This window comes from Delftia sp. NA_296.1, assembly GCF_052692095.1.
Genome location: NZ_JBQZGF010000004.1, coordinates 118949 through 138299 on the forward strand (window position 1 = coordinate 118949; position 19351 = coordinate 138299).

Annotated in this window: 18 protein-coding genes; 7 read left to right on the plus strand and 11 right to left on the minus strand. The window is 65.0% G+C overall.

The genetic code is table 11. The annotated features are described in order from the left end of the window. Positions 1–80: 80 nt before the first annotated feature. The 5 genes from leuA to ACUTR7_RS11550 all read right to left on the minus strand — a co-directional run bounded on the left by leuA (position 81) and on the right by ACUTR7_RS11550 (position 6561). Positions 81–1772 carry a 2-isopropylmalate synthase gene (gene leuA, locus ACUTR7_RS11530; protein WP_445608891.1) on the minus strand — a complete coding sequence of 564 codons (1692 nt, stop codon included), beginning with the start codon at positions 1770–1772 and terminating at the stop codon, positions 81–83. A gap of 226 nt (positions 1773–1998) precedes the next feature. Continuing rightward, positions 1999–2832: a CDP-diacylglycerol--serine O-phosphatidyltransferase gene (pssA, locus tag ACUTR7_RS11535; protein WP_012206663.1), complete on the minus strand. Its 834-nt coding sequence runs from the start codon at positions 2830–2832 to the stop codon at positions 1999–2001. Between the two features lie 210 nt (positions 2833–3042). After that, a complete protein-coding gene (gene ilvC / locus ACUTR7_RS11540) occupies positions 3043–4059 on the minus strand; it encodes a ketol-acid reductoisomerase (protein ID WP_012206664.1) in 1017 nt (338 codons plus the stop codon). 72 nt (positions 4060–4131) lie between these two features. Further along, positions 4132–4623 (minus strand): acetolactate synthase small subunit, encoded by a 492-nt coding sequence (gene ilvN, locus ACUTR7_RS11545; RefSeq protein WP_012206665.1) that lies wholly within the window; start codon positions 4621–4623, stop codon positions 4132–4134. 156 nt (positions 4624–4779) lie between these two features. Beyond that, complete coding sequence (locus ACUTR7_RS11550) at positions 4780–6561, minus strand: acetolactate synthase 3 catalytic subunit (protein ID WP_043819761.1); 1782 nt, start codon at positions 6559–6561, stop codon at positions 4780–4782. Between the two features lie 277 nt (positions 6562–6838). Between ACUTR7_RS11550 and ACUTR7_RS11555 the strand changes: the two genes are divergently transcribed. The 6 genes from ACUTR7_RS11555 to ACUTR7_RS11580 are packed head-to-tail and all read left to right on the plus strand — an operon-like array spanning position 6839 to position 10357. Continuing rightward, positions 6839–7411 carry an RNA polymerase sigma factor gene (locus ACUTR7_RS11555; protein WP_013801505.1) on the plus strand — a complete coding sequence of 191 codons (573 nt, stop codon included), beginning with the start codon at positions 6839–6841 and terminating at the stop codon, positions 7409–7411. After that, on the plus strand, positions 7408–7866 hold the full coding sequence (locus tag ACUTR7_RS11560) for a DUF3619 family protein (RefSeq protein WP_043819737.1): 459 nt from the start codon (positions 7408–7410) through the stop codon (positions 7864–7866). The genes ACUTR7_RS11555 and ACUTR7_RS11560 overlap by 4 nt, the downstream gene beginning before the upstream one ends. A 20-nt stretch (positions 7867–7886) precedes the next feature. Continuing rightward, on the plus strand, positions 7887–8738 hold the full coding sequence (locus ACUTR7_RS11565) for a DUF3106 domain-containing protein (RefSeq protein ID WP_013801503.1): 852 nt from the start codon (positions 7887–7889) through the stop codon (positions 8736–8738). A gap of 29 nt (positions 8739–8767) precedes the next feature. Next, complete coding sequence (locus ACUTR7_RS11570; protein WP_034396055.1) at positions 8768–9313, plus strand: RDD family protein; 546 nt, start codon at positions 8768–8770, stop codon at positions 9311–9313. Positions 9314–9353: 40 nt separating this feature from the next. Beyond that, entirely contained in the window at positions 9354–9767 is a 414-nt protein-coding gene (locus ACUTR7_RS11575; RefSeq protein ID WP_043819740.1) for a diacylglycerol kinase, read from the plus strand. Continuing rightward, complete coding sequence (locus ACUTR7_RS11580; protein ID WP_012206672.1) at positions 9764–10357, plus strand: LOG family protein; 594 nt, start codon at positions 9764–9766, stop codon at positions 10355–10357. Before ACUTR7_RS11575 ends, ACUTR7_RS11580 begins: the two co-directional genes overlap by 4 nt. A 101-nt stretch (positions 10358–10458) precedes the next feature. Here ACUTR7_RS11580 and ACUTR7_RS11585 read toward each other — a convergent pair whose 3' ends face one another. After that, positions 10459–10797, minus strand: coding sequence for a P-II family nitrogen regulator (locus tag ACUTR7_RS11585; RefSeq protein ID WP_012206673.1), 339 nt, complete (start codon positions 10795–10797; stop codon positions 10459–10461). 71 nt (positions 10798–10868) lie between these two features. Then, positions 10869–12518 carry an NAD+ synthase gene (locus tag ACUTR7_RS11590; RefSeq protein ID WP_445608892.1) on the minus strand — a complete coding sequence of 550 codons (1650 nt, stop codon included), beginning with the start codon at positions 12516–12518 and terminating at the stop codon, positions 10869–10871. Between the two features lie 86 nt (positions 12519–12604). Here ACUTR7_RS11590 and ACUTR7_RS11595 point away from each other — a divergent pair, with 86 nt between their 5' ends. Continuing rightward, positions 12605–13828, plus strand: a complete 1224-nt coding sequence (locus ACUTR7_RS11595; RefSeq protein ID WP_207442277.1) for a GNAT family N-acetyltransferase — start codon at positions 12605–12607, stop codon at positions 13826–13828. Between the two features lie 3 nt (positions 13829–13831). Here ACUTR7_RS11595 and ACUTR7_RS11600 read toward each other — a convergent pair whose 3' ends face one another. From ACUTR7_RS11600 to ACUTR7_RS11615, 4 genes are all read right to left on the minus strand, one after another. Then, on the minus strand, positions 13832–15661 hold the full coding sequence (locus tag ACUTR7_RS11600; RefSeq protein WP_445608893.1) for a methyl-accepting chemotaxis protein: 1830 nt from the start codon (positions 15659–15661) through the stop codon (positions 13832–13834). 498 nt (positions 15662–16159) lie between these two features. Continuing rightward, on the minus strand, positions 16160–17929 hold the full coding sequence (locus ACUTR7_RS11605; RefSeq protein WP_445608894.1) for a methyl-accepting chemotaxis protein: 1770 nt from the start codon (positions 17927–17929) through the stop codon (positions 16160–16162). A 181-nt stretch (positions 17930–18110) separates the two neighbouring features. Further along, entirely contained in the window at positions 18111–18638 is a 528-nt protein-coding gene (gene ppa / locus ACUTR7_RS11610) for an inorganic diphosphatase (protein ID WP_046987851.1), read from the minus strand. A 153-nt stretch (positions 18639–18791) separates the two neighbouring features. Beyond that, positions 18792–19334 (minus strand): Mpo1 family 2-hydroxy fatty acid dioxygenase, encoded by a 543-nt coding sequence (locus ACUTR7_RS11615; RefSeq protein ID WP_012206679.1) that lies wholly within the window; start codon positions 19332–19334, stop codon positions 18792–18794. Positions 19335–19351: the final 17 nt, after the last annotated feature.

The following is a 19351-nucleotide window of genomic DNA, read 5'->3' on the forward strand; positions in this document are numbered from 1 at the left end:
GTGGATGCGAAGCCCCTGCCCACGGGCAGGCGATGAAAAAAGCCGGTGCGCTTGTGGCTGCACCGGCTCGGGAACGAAATTCAGGCGGTAACCGCCTCCTGCTCCACCGCATTCTCGGCGGAGGGAACACGCTGCAAGCCCGACATGATGGCCCGGAACGAGGCAGAGACGATATTCGCATCGACCCCGACGCCGTAGCACACGTGGGACTCGTCCACGCGCAGTTCCACATAGGCGATGGCCTTGGCGTTGGCGCCTTCGCCAATGGCGTGCTCGGCATAGTCCAGCACGCGCACCGCGCGGCCGCTGTGCTCGCTCAGCGCCTGCACGAAGGCATCGATCGGGCCCGTGCCCTCGGCCTCGACCGTGCGCTTGCCGCCTTCGACGGCCAGGTCGGCCGACAGGCTGACCACACCATCGTTCTCGCTCAGCCGGTAGTGCGGCGCCTGCACGGATTGCAGGCCGTATTCGCGCTGGAACAGATTCCACAGGTCGGCCGCAGCCAATTCCTTGCCGCTGGCATCCATCTCGCGCTGCACGACCTGGCTGAACTCGATCTGCAGGCGGCGCGGCAACTGGAGGCCATATTCGCTTTCAAGCAGATAGGCGATGCCGCCCTTGCCCGACTGGCTGTTGACGCGGATCACGGCCTCATAGCTGCGACCCAGGTCCTTGGGATCGATGGGCAGATAGGGCATGTCCCAGACGTCGCCTTCCTTGCGGTCGGCGAAGGCCTTCTTGATCGCATCCTGGTGCGAGCCAGAGAACGAGGTGTAGACCAGATCGCCCACGTAGGGATGGCGCGGGTGCACGGGCAACTGGTTGCAATGCTCGACCGTGCTGCGGATGCCGTCGATATCGGAGAAATCCAGCCCGGGCGACACGCCCTGGATGTACATGTTCAGCGCCACGTTGACCACGTCGAGGTTGCCCGTGCGCTCGCCGTTGCCGAACAGGCAGCCTTCGAGGCGGTCGGCACCGGCCATCAGCGCGAGCTCGGCCGTGGCCGTGCCCGTGCCGCGATCGTTGTGGGGATGGACGGACAGCACGATGGAATCACGGCGCTGGATGTGGCGGTGCGTCCACTCCACCATGTCGGCAAACAGATTGGGCGTGGAATGCTCCACCGTGGTGGGCAGGTTGATGATGCACTTGCGCTCGGGCGTGGGCTGCCATACATCGGTGACGGCATCGATGACGCGCTTGGAAAACTCCAGCTCGGTGTCCGAATACATCTCGGGCGAGTACTGGAAGGTCCACTGCGTCTGGGGGTAGCCGGCAGCGATCTCGTTGAACATGCGGGCATTGGTGGTGGCCAGCTCGACGATCTCGTCTTCACTCATGTTCAACACCACGCGGCGCATCACGGGCGCGGTGGCGTTGTAGAGATGGACGATGGCACGGGGCACGCCTTCGAGCGCTTCGAAGGTACGGCGAATGAGGTGCTCGCGCGCCTGGGTCAGCACCTGGATGGTCACGTCATCGGGAATGCGGTTTTCCTCGATGAGCTTGCGCATGAAGTCGAACTCCACCTGCGAAGCGGAGGGGAAGCCGACCTCGATCTCCTTGAAGCCGATCTTCACCAGTTGCTCGAACATGCGCATCTTGCGATCGATGTCCATGGGCTCGATCAACGCCTGGTTGCCATCGCGCAGATCCACGCTGCACCAGATCGGAGCCTTGGTAATCGTCGCGTCGGGCCAGCTGCGATTTTGCAGACGCACGGGAGCGAAAGCGAACGGACGGTACTTGGTCGAAGGGTTTTGCAACATGGCTGAAGTGCTTTCTATCGTCTAGGTAAAAACAAGACCCACCTGCTCCAGCGACCCCACAAATGCAAAACGGCCCGTCGCTGGTGCAAACGGGCCGTGAAAGTAGGTATGTACGCGCGCGCTACTGTCTCTGCCCGTTGGACATCAGTAGTAGAGCTAGCGACAGGTATTGCATTCGAACGACTTTAGCACAGGTTCACAAAGGCTGTGAAGATGCTGCGCCGCATCACTTGTGCAGGCCGCGCTCCTCGGGCTCGTCGGTCGAGGTGCTGATGACGCTGGTGCGCTGGCCCTTGGCCTTGCGCCAGGCGTAGACGCCATAGCCCGAGAAACCGTAGAGCAGGAACACGCCGAACAGCACGATGGGCGGGTGGATGTTGATGATGGCAATGCCCAGCGCAATCAGCACGATGGCGGCAAACGGCACGCTCTTCTTGAAGTGCACGTCCTTGAAGCTGTAGAACGGCACATTGGTGACCATGGTCAGGCCCGCGTACAGGGTCAGGAAGAACATGATCCAGGTGATCTGCGTCCAGCTCAGCCAGGCATCCTGACCGCGCAGCAGGCCCGCTTCGTCCAGCAGCCAGATGAAGCCCGTGACCAGCGCCGCCGCCGCAGGCGAAGGCAGGCCCTGGAACCAGCGCTTGTCCACCGTGCCGGTATTCACGTTGAAACGCGCCAGCCGCAGTGCAGCGCAGGCGCAATAGACAAAGGCGGCAATCCAGCCCCAGCGACCAATGCCCTTGAGCGCCCACTCATAGGCGATCAAGGCGGGAGCGGCGCCGAAGGACACCATGTCCGACAGCGAGTCCATCTGTTCGCCAAAGGCGCTTTGCGTATTGGTCATGCGTGCCACGCGGCCGTCAAGACTGTCGAGCACCATGGCGCAGAACACGCCTGCGGCAGCCAGCTCAAAGCGGCCGTTCATGGCCATCACGATGGCGTAGAAGCCACCGAACAGCGCAGCCAGCGTGAACAGGTTGGGCAGGATGTAGATACCCTTGCGGCGCTTGCGCACCACCACGCCCTCAATCTCGTTGGACTCATTGTGGTTTTGCATCAATCCAGCCTCCAGCACAGCGCCTACGGGCGCGGGCAGCTATTAAAACGATAGTATTCTAAGGGAGCGGACCGCGCCGCCCCGAAAGGGTCAGTGTACCTGCGCGCCGCACCCCTTCCCTGCACGAAAAAGGCCACCCATTGGGGTGGCCTTGTCCTGCACCTTGCGTAGGCCGCTTGCGCGACCCAGGCAAGATGGAATGCAGCAATCTCAGTTGCGGCTCTGGTCAACCAGCTTGTTCTTGGAGATCCAGGGCATCATGGCGCGCAGCTGGCCACCGACCTTCTCGATGGCGTGGTCGGCGTTCATGCGGCGGCGGGCCGTCATGCTCGGGTAGTTGGTGCGGCCTTCCTGGATGAACATCTTGGCGTATTCGCCGGTCTGGATGCGCTTGAGGGCAGCACGCATGGCTTCGCGCGATTTGTCATTGATGACTTCGGTACCCGTCACGTACTCGCCGTACTCGGCGTTGTTCGAGATCGAGTAGTTCATGTTGGCGATGCCGCCTTCGTACATCAGGTCCACGATGAGCTTGAGCTCATGCAGGCACTCGAAGTAGGCCATTTCGGGAGCGTAGCCGGCTTCGGTCAGGGTCTCGAAGCCCATCTTCACCAGTTCCACCGCGCCGCCGCACAGAACGGCTTGCTCGCCGAACAGGTCGGTCTCGGTTTCTTCCTTGAAGTTGGTCTCGATGATGCCGCCCTTGCCGCCGCCGTTGGCCATGGCATAGGACAGGGCCAGGTCACGGGCCTTGCCGGACTTGTCCTGGTACACAGCGATCAGCGAAGGCACGCCGCCGCCCTTCAGGTACTCGGAACGCACGGTGTGGCCAGGACCCTTGGGGGCGACCATGATCACGTCCAGATCGGCGCGGGGCACGACTTGGTTGTAGTGGATGTTGAAGCCGTGGGCAAAGGCCAGCGTGGCGCCTTGCTTGATGTTGGGGGCCACGTTGTTGTTGTAGACCTCGGGGATGTTCTCATCCGGCAGCAGGATCATGACCAGGTCGGCGGACTTCACGGCGTCATCGACTTCCGCGACGGTCAGGCCAGCCTTGGCGACCTTGTCCCAGGAAGCGCCGCCCTTGCGCAGGCCGACCACGACCTTCACGCCGCTTTCGTTCAGGTTTTGCGCGTGTGCGTGGCCCTGGCTGCCGTAGCCGATGATGGCAACGGTCTTGCCCTTGATCAGGCTCAGGTCACAGTCCTTGTCGTAGAAAACTTTCATGTTGGCTCCAGGCTTCGTGTGTGTAGGGGTTGAAAAGGGGAAGGGGACAGGTTTCAGGTGCGTTGCAGCGCATCAAACGCGCAGAATGCGTTCGCCGCGGCCGATGCCGCAGGAGCCGGTGCGCACGGTTTCCAGAATGGCCGTGCGGTCCAGCGCCTGCAGGAAGGCATCGTTCTTGGATTGGTCGCCGGTCAGCTCGACCGTGTAGCTCTTTTCGGTCACGTCGATGATGCGGCCGCGGAAGATGTCCGCCATGCGCTTCATCTCCTCGCGTTCCTTGCCCACGGCACGGACCTTGACCATCATGAGCTCGCGCTCGGTATAGGAGCCTTCGGTCAGGTCCACGACCTTGACGACTTCGATCAGGCGATTCAGGTGTTTGGTGATCTGCTCGATCACGTCTTCGGAGCCATTCGTCTGAATGGTCATGCGCGACAGCGATGCGTCTTCCGTGGGGGCCACGGTCAGCGATTCGATGTTGTAGCCGCGGGCCGAGAACAGGCCCACCACGCGCGACAAGGCTCCCGGCTCGTTTTCGAGCAGCACGGCAATGATGTGTTTCATGAAAGAAAGATTCCTCTTTTCGCTGCCCTCCCCCGGCGCCGGTAAACGTCGGGCTTGGCAGGCAATAGATTCGTCAAAAAGGGGCCGCCTCGAGGACGGCTCACTGGAACGGATGCGGCAGGAATGAACCTGGGCAGATCCCGCAAGGGACCATGCTCAGAGGTCGTCAGCTCCCAGCAGCATCTCGGTGATCCCACGGCCGGCCTGCACCATGGGGAACACATTCTCGGTGGGATCGGTACGGAAGTCCATGAACACCGTGCGGTCCTTGAGCTTGCGTGCCTCGCGCAGGGCGGGCTCCACGTCCTCGGGGCGCTCGATCAGCATGCCCACGTGGCCATAGGCCTCAGCCAGCTTCACGAAGTTGGGCAACGAGTCCATGTAGCTGCTGCTGTAGCGGCCCGAGTACTCGATCTCCTGCCACTGGCGCACCATGCCCAGGTAGCGGTTGTTCAGCGACACCACCTTGACCGGCGTGTTGTACTGCAGGCAGGTGGCCAGCTCCTGGATATTCATCTGGATGGAGCCTTCACCCGTGATGCAGAACACCTCGGATTCAGGCTTGGCCAGCTTGATGCCCATGGCGTAGGGCAGGCCCACGCCCATGGTGCCCAGGCCGCCGGAGTTGATCCAGCGGCGCGGCTCGTCAAAGCGGTAGTACTGCGCGGCCCACATCTGGTGCTGGCCCACGTCGGACGTGATGTAGGCATCGGCGTCGCGGGTCATGTTCCACAGCGTCTCCACCACGTACTGGGGCTTGATGACCGAGCCATCGCCACGGCTGTACTGCAGGCAGTCGCGGCTGCGCCAGCCTTCGATGGTCTCCCACCATTGGCCCAGGGCCGCTGCATCGGGACGGGCACTTGCCTCGCGGATCATGGAGATCAGCTCGGTCAGCACCTCCTTGACGTCGCCCACGATGGGCACGTCCACCTTCACGCGCTTGGAGATGGAAGAGGGATCGATGTCGATGTGGATGATCTTGCGCTCCACCGACATGAAATGCTTGGGGTTGCCGATCACGCGGTCATCGAAGCGTGCACCCACCGCCAGCAGCACGTCGCAGTTCTGCATGGCATTGTTGGCTTCGATGGTGCCGTGCATGCCCAGCATGCCCAGGAACTTGCGGTCGCTGGCCGGATAGGCGCCCAGGCCCAGCAGCGTATGCGTGACCGGGTAGCCCAGCATGTCCACCAGCGTGCGCAGCTCGTTGCAGGCATTGCCCAGCAGAACGCCGCCGCCCGTGTAGATGTAGGGTCGCTTGGCGGCCAGCAGCAACTGCAGCGCCTTGCGGATCTGGCCGGCATGGCCCTTGCGCACCGGGTTGTAGGAGCGCATCTCCACCTTCTCGGGGTAGCCGGCGTAGAGCGCCTTCTTGAAGGACACGTCCTTGGGAATGTCCACCACCACGGGGCCGGGACGGCCGGTGCGCGCGATGTGGAAGGCCTTCTTCATCGTGTCCGCCAGCTCGCGCACATCCTTCACCAGGAAGTTGTGCTTGACGATGGGGCGGGTGATGCCGACGGTGTCGCATTCCTGGAACGCATCGGTGCCGATGTAGGCCGTCGAGGTCTGGCCGCTGATCACGACCAGGGGAATGGAATCGGTGTAGGCGGTGGCAATGCCGGTCACGGCGTTGGTCAGACCGGGACCCGAGGTCACCAGGGCCACGCCGACTTCACCCGTGGCACGGGCAAAACCGTCTGCCGCATGCACGGCCGCCTGTTCATGGCGCACCAGCACATGCTGAATGGAATCTTGTTTGTAGAGGGCGTCGTAGATGTACAGAACCGCACCGCCCGGATAGCCCCAAAGCTGCTTGACACCTTCGGCCTGCAGGGACTTGACGAGGATCTCGGAGCCCATCAGCTCCTGGGATGCATGGGACTGCGACGCCGCTGCTGCCGCGCTGGAGTACTCGGCTTTGGAAATTTCCATGATCAACCTTTGTGAATTTCTCTAACGAAAAACCTTGGGTGCCCCTTGCCTGAAGCCCTTGTGAGGCCGGTGCGGGACTTAGGACCAACAGACATGGGCGAGTGAGTAAACGCCGGACCGTGACCCGTTTGCCTTTTTGAATTGCAGCAGACATTATCGCACTGCAACAAGCCTGCGCACAATCCTGCGAAAAAAATTGACAGTGCGGTGCGATAATCAGGCCCCGCACCCGTTCAGCCCCTCATCAACGAGCCCCTCATCCGGGCCTGCGTTCCTTTTGGCAACCGAGCAAGAACTATCCGACTTCCTCAAAAGCGTAGAAAAGCGAGCCTTCAAGCGCAGCTTTTTTCACGTCCGGGATGAGGAGGCGGCGCTGGACATCGTGCAGGACAGCATGCTCAAGCTGGCGCAGCACTATGGCGACAAGCCCATCAACGAGCTGCCCATGCTGTTCCAGCGCATCCTGTCCAACAGCACGCTGGACTGGTTTCGCAGGCAAAAAACGCAGAACGCCCTCTTCACCCGCATGAGCGATCTGGAGGCCTCGGCCGGCGACGATGCGGACTTCGACTGGCTCGAAACCTATGCCGACTCCGGCCAGAACGGCGAAACCGCCCGCAGCGCCGAAGATCTGACCGAGCGGGCCCAGATTTTGCAAAGCATTGAAAAAGAGATACAGGAGCTTCCAGCACGTCAACGCGAAGCTTTCCTGATGCGTTATTGGGAAGAGATGGACGTCGCGGAGACCGCTGCCGCGATGGGGTGTTCCGAAGGAAGTGTAAAAACACATTGTTTCCGCGCCATCCAGACATTGAGCAAGGCACTGAAGGCCAAAGGAATCGAGCTATGAAGACTGCGCCCACTCTCACTCTCCACAGCGAAATGGCGGCCGACCGCATCGCACGCCGGATCACCGCGCGCCTGGGTGATGGCGAGGCGTTGCTGCCATACGACATCACCGAGCGGCTGCGCGCTGGGCGCGAGCGCGCCCTGTCCGTTCGCCGGCGCGAACTGCGCGCCGCACCGCTGCAGACCGCCAGCGCAACCCAGGCCCAGGGCGGCACGCTGACGCTGGGTTCGGGCGACGAGGGCGGCACCTGGTGGCGCGCGCTGATCTCGGCCGTGCCGGTGCTGGCGTTGATCGTTGGCCTGGTGGTCGTCAACGTGCAGACGGACCAGACAGGTCTGACCGAGGTTGCCGAGGTGGATACCGCCTTGCTGACCGATGATCTGCCGCCCGCCGCCTACGCCGACCCCGGCTTCATCCAGTACCTGAAGACTTCGGCCACCAACACGGAACGCTGATCCCCGCCTTGCCTGCCTGCATGCCCACTGATTCACGCGCCGCGTTCCACCGCTCAGCCGCCGCCATCCTGGCGGCGGTGCTGTTGATGGCGCTGGCCTGGACCGGCTGGCGCGTCGTGCAGCAGGTACGGCTGGCACCCAGCACCGTCTCGCCGGCCACGATCGCAGCCTCCAAGACCCTGCACGGTGATGCAGCCACACGCCAGCGCGCCACGGACCTGGCCTCCGGCCCGCGCTGGGCAGAGCTGACACCGGCGCAGAGCAGCGTGCTTGAACCCCTGTCCGAGCGCTGGTCCATGATGGACGCGCTGCAAAAGCGCCGCTGGATGGCGCTGGCCGAGGGCTGGGACAAGCTCAGTGAAAAAGAGCAGGAAAAGCTGCGCGATCGCATGCAGACCTGGTCCAGCCTCAGCGCCCAGCAGCGCAGCCAGGCCCGCCTGAATTTCGCCCTGACCAACCGCCTGGCCACGGACAAGCGCGCCCAGTGGGAGGCCTACCAGGCGCTCAGCGACGAGGAAAAACGCCTGCTGGCCGCGCGCGCCGCGCCCAAGGCCAAAGGCGCCGCCACCGCCATAGAGCCCGTGGCCCCCAAGCGGCTGGCGCGGATTCCCGCTGCCTCGGTGGCTCCGGCCACCATTCCGAATCCTCCGAAGATTCCGCCCGCCACCATCTACAACCCGCCGCTTCCCGTACCCCCTGCCCCATCCCCTGCGGCTGTGGAAACCCATCCCGTGCGCCCGCCGGCGCTGGTGGAGACGGCGCCGGTGGAAGTGCCCTCGGCCACGCCCATGCCTTTGCCGCCCATGGAACTGCATGACAGCCCCGATGCTGCATCCCAGCCATCGCACGGCGAAGCGCCCCTCTCGCATTGACGCACTGACGCACCGATCTCCCCGTCCGCATGACGAACGCCACATCCCCCGCCTCCACAACGGCAGCCGCAATCGCAGCCTCCCCACAGATGGCCCCGCGACTGGCGCGGCGCATGGCCTGCTGGCTCTACGAGGGCATGCTGCTGTTCGGCGTGGTCTTCATTGCAGGCTATCTGTTCGGCACCCTGTCGCAAACACGCAATGCCATGGACAACCGCCATGCGCTGCAGGCCTTCATGTTCGTGGTGCTGGGCATCTATTTCGTCTGGTTCTGGTCCAAGGGCCAGACGCTGGCCATGAAGACCTGGCACATCCGCCTGGTGGATGCGGCAGGCCAGCCCGTCAGCCAGTTGCGCGCGCTGCGGCGCTATGTGTTCAGCTGGATCTGGCTGCTGCCGCCACTGGCGGCCTATTCGACCGGCGTGCCTGCACTGACCACGCTGATGCTGCTGGTGCTGTGGGTGGCGCTCTGGGCGCTGCTCAGCCGCTTTCATCCGCGCCGCCAGTTCTGGCATGACGCATGGGCTGGCACCCAGTTGATCCACCAGGCACCGGCACCCAGGAAAAAGCGCTGACAGGCCCAGAGGCAGCGTCGCATCTCCTACACTCGCAAGCATGCCCGCCGCATCTCCCGACCCGACCGACAGTGCACCTGTCAATCCCCAGAAAAGCCGCACAGGCCTGACGCGTGTCTGGCACGCAGCAGGCTATTCGCTCTCAGGCCTTCGCGCCGGATGGAATGAAAAAGCCTTCCGCCAGGAAGCGCTGGCCGCCATCGTGCTGATCCCTGCCGCCTTCTGGCTGGGAAGCAGCTGGATCGAGGTCGCACTGCTGGCGGGCACGGTCTTGCTGGTGCTGATCGTGGAGCTGCTCAACAGCGGCATCGAGGCCGTGGTCGATCGCATAGGCCCCGAATGGCACGTTCTGTCCAAGCAGGCCAAGGACATGGGCAGCGCGGCCGTGATGCTGGCGCTGCTGCTGTGCGCCGGCGTCTGGCTGGCCGCCCTCTATCAACGGTTCATTGCATGACAAATCCCACGTTTTCCATTTGTGTGTATTGCGGCTCGCGCCCCGGCGACCAGCCCGGATTCATCGAGGCGGCCCGCGCCACCGGCCGCTGGATCGGTGAGCACGGCGGCCAGCTGGTCTATGGAGGCGGCCGCAGCGGCCTGATGGGGGAGGTGGCCGAGGCCACGCGGCAGGCCGGCGGCCGCGTCGTGGGCGTGATCCCGCAGGCGCTGGTGGACAAGGAACTGGCCAACCATGCCTGCGATGAACTGCACATCGTCCAGACCATGCACGAGCGCAAGGCCATGATGGCCGAGCGCAGCGATGCCTTCGTCGCCCTGCCCGGCGGCATAGGCACCTTCGAGGAATTGTTCGAGGTCTGGACCTGGCGCCAGCTGCGCTACCACGACAAGCCCATCGGCCTGCTCAATGTGGATGGCTACTACGACAGCATGCTGCAGTTCCTGCAGACCTGCGTGGGCCATGGCTTCATGGGTGAGTGGCAGATGGGACTGATCGAAAGCGGCAGCGACATCCCCACGCTGCTGCAATCGCTGGTGCAGAACGCCGGCACGGGCCTGGAGACTGCGCCCTTGCGCGCCGTGATCTGAACAGAAGCGGAAACGGAAACGGCCACCCTTGAGAGGATGGCCGCCAGCGTCGAGATATCAGGAATGCAGGGCGCCGAATGCGCCCTGCCCTGCTCTCGGACTCAAATGGCTCCGTCGTCGAGCTCGCCGGTACGGATGCGCACCACGCGCTCCACGGCCGTGACGAAGATCTTGCCGTCACCGATCTTGCCCGTGCGCGCCACGTTGACGATGGCATCCACGCAGCGGTCCACGTCCTCGGTGCGGACCACGACCTCGATCTTCACCTTGGGCAGGAAGTCCACCACGTACTCAGCGCCGCGGTAAAGCTCGGTATGGCCCTTCTGGCGGCCAAAGCCCTTGACCTCGGTGACGGTCAGGCCGTTGACGCCGCAGTCGGCCAGCGCCTCGCGGACCTCTTCCAGCTTGAACGGCTTGATGATGGCGGTGATCATTTTCATGGGGTGAACTCCTCAGTGCATGCAATACGGGGCAAGACGGCTGGCCGGGAAACCCCGCCGCCTCAGGTGCTTCAAGCGCGAAAGCGGTTGGTGATGGGGTAGCGCCAATCCTTGCCGAAGCTGCGGCGCGTCAGTCGCGGCCCCACGGGCGCCTGGCGGCGTTTGTACTCATTGATCTGGATCAGGCGCGTCACTCGCTCCACATCGGCGCTGGCGTATCCGTCGGCCACGATGGAAGCGATGCTTTCGTTATTTTCCATGTAACGGCGCACGATGGCATCGAGCACCTCATAAGCGGGCAGGCTGTCCTGGTCTTTCTGGTCAGGGCGCAGTTCGGCGCTGGGCGGGCGCGTGATGATGCGATCCGGGATGGGGTCCAGCCCCGTGCCGAACGGATCGTTGGCATTGCGCCAGCGCGCCAGCGCAAAGACCTCGGTCTTGAGCACGTCCTTGATCACCGCGAAGCCGCCTGCCATGTCGCCATAGAGCGTGCAGTAGCCGGTGGACATCTCGCTCTTGTTGCCGGTGGTCAGCACCACGGAGCCGAACTTGTTGGACAGGCCCATCAGCAAGGTGCCACGGATGCGGGCCTGCAGATTTTCTTCGGTCGTGTCCTCGGCGCGGCCCGCGAAGGCCGGGGCCAGGGCGGCCTTGAAGGCCTCGAACTGGGGCGCGATGGAGATTTCGTCATAGCGCACGCCCACGCGCTCAGCCATGTCACGCGCGTCAATCCAGCTGATGTCGGCCGTATAGGGCGAAGGCATCATCACCGTATGCACCTTGTCCGCTCCCAGGGCATCGACTGCAATCGCCAGCACCAGGGCCGAGTCGATACCGCCCGACAGGCCCAGCAGGGCGCCGGGGAAACGGTTCTTGCCCACGTAGTCGCGCACGGCCAGCACCAGGGCGGACCACAGCGCCGGCAGGTGCCCTGGCTGCGCAATCACCTCGCCTGCCAGCACCAGCGCATGCCCGCCCGTGCGGACCTCCACCCGCGGCAAGGCCTCGGCAAAGGCCGGCGCGCGCGCGGCAATGGAGCCGTCCGCCTGCACGGCAAAGGAGCTGCCATCAAAGACGATTTCATCCTGGCCGCCAATCAGATGTGCGTAGACCAGGGGCAGGCCGGTCTCGCACGCACGCGCGGCCAGCGTGGCTTCGCGTTCGGCCTGCTTGCCCTCATGGAAGGGCGAGGCATTGATCACGGCCAGCAATTGCGCACCGGCCTGAGCGGCGGCGCGTGCGGGTTCGGGATGCCAGGCGTCCTCGCAGATCAGCAGGCCCACGTGCACGCCCTGCACTTCGATCACGCAGGGCGATTGGCCGGCCACAAAGTAGCGCTGCTCGTCGAACACGCCGTAGTTGGGCAGGCATTGCTTGGCATGGCTGCATTCCACGCGCCCGTCGCGCAGCACGCTGGCCGCATTGCGCAACGCGCCAACGGCGCCCTGGTCGCGCCAGGGATGGCCCAGCACCAGCGCCAGGCCCGGCCATTGCGCGGTCTCCAGCGCAAGCTGCTGCACGGCCTGGTCGCAGGCATCCAGAAAGGCGGGGCGCAGATACAGGTCTTCGGCCGCATAGCCGCACAGGGCAAGCTCGGGCGTCAGCAGCAAGCGTGCTCCCGTGGCATAAGCTTCACGGGCTGCGGCAATGATTTTCTGGACATTGCCGGGCAGGTCGCCCACGACAAAGTTGAGCTGGGCAGTGCAGATGGAGAGCGTCATGGAATGCAATGGAGCCAACAGGGCCGACAAGGCCACCCCACAGCGAAAGGCGGCAGCGCGCGTCACACCGGCCTGCAAGGAATGGCATGGCTGAAACCGCAATTATCACCCGCGTGCTGGACAGCGTGCAGCAGCTCGATGCCCAGGCCTGGAATGCGCTGCTGGCATCGCAGGCCGCGCCCACTCCCTTCATGCGCCACGAGTACCTGAGCGCGCTGGAATCCAGCGGCAGCGCCGTGCCGCAAACCGGCTGGGCCGGCCGCGTGGTCACGCTCTGGCAGGGCGGCGAGCTGGTCGCCGCCTGCCCGGTCTACGCCAAGGCGCACTCCTATGGCGAGTACGTGTTCGACTTTGCCTGGGCACGTGCCTACGCCCAGCATGGGCTGGACTACTACCCCAAGGGCGTGCTGGCCGTGCCTTTCACGCCCGTGCCGGGCAGCCGCCTGCTGGCGCGCACGCCCTTGCTGCGTGCAGCCCTGGTGCGCGCGGTGCGCGAATGGGCCCAGGCGCAGCAGCTGTCTTCGCTGCACCTGCTGTTCAGCGATGCAGAGGATCTGGCAGCCTGCGATGCCGACGGCTGGATGCAGCGCAGCACCGTGCAGTTCCACTGGACCAACCAGGGCGCCGATGGCGCCGGGCACGGCGATTTCGAACACTTTCTGGCGACGCTGAACCAGGAAAAGCGCAAGAAGATACGCCAGGAAAGGCGCAAGGTGCATGAGGCCGGCGTGCGCTTTCGGGCCCTGCACGGGCCGGACATGGGCGCACAGGACTGGGCCTTTTTCTACCGCTGCCACGAGCGAACCTACCTGGAGCATGGCAACGCCCCGTACCTCGAACCGGCCTTCTTCGAGGCCATGGCGCGCCAGATGCCCGAGGCCTGGCTGATGTTCATCGCCGAGCGCGACGGCCAGCCCATGGCCTGCAGCCTGATCGCGCTGGATGCTGCGGCCGCAAGGCTGTCAGCGGGCCATCCAGGCGGGCGCGCCCACGCGCCGCAGACCCCGCAGGGAACCGCCTACGGCCGCTACTGGGGCGCACTGGAGCGCGTGGATTGCCTGCATTTCGAGGCCTGCTACTACCAGCCCATCGCCTGGTGCATAGAACGCGGGATTGCGCACTTCGAGGGAGGCGCGCAGGGCGAGCACAAGATGGCACGGGCGCTGTTGCCCGTGGTCACCCCCAGCGCCCACTGGATTGCCCACCCGTCCTTTGCCGATGCCATCTCGCGCTTTCTGGACCGCGAGGGCGAGGGCATGGCCGGCTATCTGCAGGAGCTGCAGGCCCACAGCCCGCTGCGCCAGGGGTAGGGCTCAGAAGGTTTCCCAGTCGTCATCGCCCTGACCGGGCTGGCCGGGCTGGCGTGGTGCCGGCTTGCCGGCCTGCGTGGGTCCGGCGCGCGGCCGGATGGGGGGTGTGGCATCGCGCTCAAGCCGGCGGGCCAGCGTCTCGCCGCCTGCAGGCGCACCGCCGCCGCCCAGGGCCGCAGGCCGCGCAGGACTGGCGGGTGGAGCGGGCCGGACAGGCGGGGCTGCGGGGCGCGCTGCGGGGCTGGCCGGTGCCGCCACCCTGTGCGGCACATGCGCATGGCTGTCCGTGGCGCCACGGGGCAACTGGAAGACGGCCACGGCCTCGACCAGGTCCTGCGCCTGCTTGCGCAGCGAGGCAGCGGCGGCCGCGCTTTCCTCGACCAGGGCCGCGTTCTGCTGCGTGGTCTGGTCCATCTGCGTGACGGCTTCGCCAACCTGGGCCACGCCGGAGCTCTGCTCGGTGCTGGCCGAGCTGATCTCGCCCATGATGTCGGTGACCCGGCCGATGGCGGCCACCACTTCGGTCATGGTCGTGCCTGCGCGGTCCACCAGTTGCGAGCCCTGCTCCACACGCTCCACGCTGGCCGTGATCAGCGCCTTGATTTCCTTGGCGGCCTCGGCGCTGCGCTGCGCCAGCGATCGCACCTCGCCCGCGACCACGGCAAAGCCCCGGCCCTGCTCACCTGCGCGGGCCGCCTCCACGGCAGCATTGAGCGCGAGGATGTTGGTCTGGAAAGCAATGGAGTCAATCACGCCGATGATGTCGCCGATGCGCCGGCTGCTGTCGTTGATGCCCTTCATGGTCTCCACAGCCTCGGCCACCACGTCGCCGCCACGGCGCGCAACGCTGGATGCATTGAGCGCCAGCTGATTGGCCTGGCGTGCGTTGTCGGCGTTCTGGCGCACGGTGGAGCCCAGCTCCTCCATGGAGGCTGCCGTCTGCTCCAGGGCACTGGCCTGCTCTTCCGTGCGGCTGGACAGGTCGGCATTGCCGGAGGCAATCTGCGCGCTGGCCGAGGCCACGCCTTCGGCGTTCTGGCGCACGCTGCGCACGGTCTGCACCAGGCTCGATTGCATGCGCTGCAGCGCGCCCAGCAGCAGGCCGGTTTCGTCATTGCGGTCGATGCGGATGGTCCCGCCCAGGTCGCCGTTGGCCACGCGGTCTGCGGCATCGACCGCATGCGCCAGCGGCGCGCGGATGGAGCGCGTCAGCCACAGGCCGGCCAGCACGGCCAGCAGCACGGCCGCCAGCGCCGCCACGCTGAGGACGACGACCGAGCGCCCGTACACGGCCTCGGCGTTGCGGCTTTCCTGCAAGGCGGCATCACTGTTGAGCTTGACCAGCAGATCCAGCGTGTTCGACGAATCGTTGTAGAGCTTCAGCGACTCGCCGCCCAGCACCGCCTGGGCCTTTTCCTTCTCGCCCTGACGCGACAGCGCCAGCACCTGCTGGCTCAGTTGCTGGTAGCGCTCGCGTTCCTGGACCAGTTGCGCGTAGAGCCTGCGTTCTTCGTCCGATGACAGCAGCGGCTCATAGGCCTTCTTGCGCTCGGCCAGGCGGCGCTGCAGTTGTTCCAGCTGCTTTTCCGAATCGGTCTTGTAGGCGGCATCGTCATTGTTGACATGGCGCACTTCCAGAAGGCGCGTGCGCACGACATCGGTGCCGATCTGGTTGATCACTTCCACGCTGGGCATGACGTTGCCCGTGATGACTTCCATGCTGGCGCGCATGGCGCGCAACTGCACCAGCGCCGCAGCCACCACGGCCAGCAGCAGCACTACCAGCAGGCCGAAGGTGCCCAGCATGCGCGTTGAGATCTTGAGGTTTTTCACGTTCGTCTTTCTTGTCGAAGTCCTGCCATCTTGTTGTGCCTGGCTTTGTGTTGCGCCATGGACAGGCGTCAGCCAGGCCCGGCGCGGACTTCGCAAAAACAGATCTGCCGCAACCGCGCAAGTCGGCTTGAGGGCAAGGATTGGAGAGGGAGGGCCACCGCGGTGGCGAGGTCCGCTGGAAGACTGATTGCCGCCAGGCGTGGCGGCCATGAGAACAAGGTGATCACGGGATACCCCTTCGTTCCTAGGGAGCGGCGCCAGAAGCCGCCATTGTTCACGCTGTAAGAATAGGACTACATCCACTTACATTCTGCCAGTATCCAGGCATTGTTCAGGACAAGTTCAGGTACTGGTAGTAGGCAGAAACCTTCACTGGCAGATTTGTGCCACAGCCTCTCGCTCCCGTCTCGCGCCAGCTCAGCGCCAGACGCAAAAGGAAAGCGGCCCCATGCAAAGCATGGGGCCGCCAGAAAAGGAAGCCGAACTGCGCGTGAGGCCTCAGAACGCGGCCCACTCCTCATCGTCGGCGGTGGTCGTCTTGGCGGCCTTGGTGGCCTTGGCCGGGGTGGCCGCAGCGATCTGTTGTGCCGGCCTGGCGGCCATGGGAGCCAGGGCCGGACGCGATGCCAAGGAGGCAACAACCGTTGCGCGCGATGCTGCGGCAGTCGCCACAGTGACAGCTGGCGCATCGGCAGCCGCCGTGCGGAATACCGAGACCGAGGCCACCATGGCCTGTGCCTGCTGCTGCAGCGACTGGGCGGCGGCGGCGCTTTGCTCCACCAGGGCCGCGTTCTGCTGCGTGGCCTGGTCCATCTGCGTGATGGCATCGCCCACCTGGGCCACGCCCGCGCTCTGCTCGCTGCTGGCCGCGCTGATCTCGCCCATGATGTCCGTCACGCGCCGGATGGCGGTGACGATTTCCGACATCGTCTCGCCCGCCTTGTCCACCAGCTGCGTGCCCTGCTCCACGCGCTGCTCGCTGGCCTGGATCAGCGCCTTGATCTCCTTGGCCGCCTCGGCGCTGCGCTGGGCCAGCGAACGGACCTCGCCCGCCACCACGGCAAAGCCCCGGCCCTGCTCGCCTGCGCGGGCCGCTTCCACGGCCGCGTTCAGCGCAAGAATGTTGGTCTGGAAGGCAATGCCATCGATCACGCCGATGATGTCCGCGATCTGGCGGCTGCTGTCGTTGATGCCCTTCATGGTGTCCACCACCTGGGCCACGACTTCGCCGCCACGCGCGGCGATGCCCGATGCGGAGGCCGCCATCTGGTTGGCCTGGCGTGCGCTGTCGGCGTTCTGCCGCACGGTGGCGCCCAGTTGCTCCATGGAGGCTGCCGTTTCCTCCAGCGCGCTGGCCTGGCTTTCGGTGCGCGCCGACAGATCGGCATTGCCCTGGGCGATCTCGCCAGCGGCCAGTGCCACGCCCTGCGCGTTGCCACGCACCTCGCCCACCAGCTCGGCGAGCTTGCGGCGCATGTCTTCCTGCGCATTGATGAGCTGGCCCATTTCGTCGCGGCGGCGGCTGGTGACCGGCGTCTCCAGATGGCCGGCCGCCACGTTGCGCGCCACATGGACGGCCTGGGCGACGGGGCCGGTCACGGCACGCGTGATGGCCCAGCCCACCAGGGCGGCAATGGCAACCACCACGGCCAGCGTGCCCAGCACCCAGATGCGGGCGAGGTCAAAGCCGGCCTGCGCCTGCTGGCGGGCCTGCTCGCCCGCCTCGCGCTGCAGGGTCAGCAGGCGGCCGGCGCTTTCGGCCAGCTTGCCGAACTGCGCCTCGGATTCGCCGGCGAACATCAGCCCCATCTCGTCGGCCATGAAGGCCTGCTCCTCGGTGGTCGAATAGTTGCCGGCACGCGCGCGCTCCAGCAGGCGCGCATGCATGGCCAGGAACTGCTGCTTGAAGCCGAGGTAGTCGTCAAAGGCCGCGCGCAGGGCCTGCTGGTCGATCAGCGCACGCAGAGCCGTCTCATGCTCGCCGATGGTCTGCAGCCGGTCCTGCACCTGCTTGGCAAAGCCATCGACCTCGCCCAGGCTGCGCGCCGAGGCGATGCCGGCCTCGTGGCGGCGCAGGCGGTTGTACTCGGAGCGCATGGCGCCCGCATGGAACATGCTGGGCAGGGCCACATCCGACAAATGCAATGCGTTGCGGTGCATCTGCGCCAGTTGCAACCACGCCACCGCCCCCAGGATGGCCGAGAACAGGACCATGACGAGGAATCCCATGCCCAGCTTCGTGCCCATGCGCCAATCTGCCAACTTCATTTGCTCGCTCCCGGGCTGATGGCTCGCACCAGCGCCTGATTGATCTGCCCAAACCCTGATCCACGACAAAACAAAAAACGCACCCGGCGCGTAGGCAACGGGTGCGTTTCAAATTGTATCAACTGCGAAGCGGGCATTTACCTCAGCGCAGTTGAGACTCCCTCAACGGGAGTGAAAAGGATCAGCCCTTGTAGTTGGCGATGCCGTCCACGACTTCCTTCTTGGCCTCGTCCACGCCCTTCCAGCCCAGCACCTTGACCCACTTGCCCTTTTCCAGGTCCTTGTAGTGCTCGAAGAAATGCTGGATCTGCTTGAGGGTGATCTCGTGGATGTCTTCCAGCGAGTTGATCTTGTCGTAGGCGGGCAGCAGCTTTTGCGTGGGCACGGCCAGGACCTTGCCATCCACGCCGGACTCGTCTTCCATCAGCAGGATGCCGATGGGGCGGCAGGCCACGACCACGCCCGGGGGCAGCGGGAAGGGCGTCATCACCAGCACGTCCACCGGATCGCCGTCGCCGGACAGCGTCTGGGGCACATAGCCGTAGTTGGCCGGGTAGTGCATGGCCGTGCCCATGAAGCGGTCCACGAAGACGGCGCCGCTTTCCTTGTCCACTTCGTACTTGATGGGATCGGAGTTGGCCGAGATCTCGATCACGACGTTGAAGGATTCAGGAGCGTTCTTGCCCGGTGTGACTTTGTCGAAAGACATGATGGATGAGGAGAGTTGAAACAAAAAAGCCCCCGCAGGGGGATAGCAGCGTGATTTTAGGCGCAGGCACACGCCCCCACGGATGGCTCCGCAGGAACGCCTGCCATGCTACGGCGCCAAGCCTGCGCCAAGCTTGCAGCGCCCGGGCCGTTTTCAGGCGTGTGCGCCGCCCGCGCGCCGCTGCACGGGCCCGCTGCGCTGCTCCACCGCATGCTGCACTTCGCGGCGCAGGCCCAGGGCAAAGCCCAGCTCGGCCAGCACGAACAGCGGCCCAATGACCAGACCCACGATGTCATCCAGGAAAGCCGGCTTGCGGCCCTCGTAGTAATGGCCCACGAACTGGATCACCCAGCCCACGGCGAAGATGCCCAGGCCCCAGCCCAGCCAAGCCCCCATCGGCAGCATGGCGATGGGCTGGGCCAGCGCCAGCATCAGGGCAAGCACCAGGGCCATGGCGATGCCGTAGCGCAGGTCCAGCAGACAGTAGTAGATGCCTGCCGCCAGTGCCGCCAGCAGGGCCAGGCTCAATGGCAGCTCGGGCAGGCCGTCGCCCAATGGGGCAGCCCACTGCAGGCGGGCCAGCAAAATCACCACCGCCCACATGATCAGCGGCACGCCGACGAAGTGCGTGAGGATGTTGCGTGGATCACGGTGATAGTCCGCGTACTGGGACAGTTGGTCGATGAGGGTTTTCATAGGCTGCACCTGCGGTG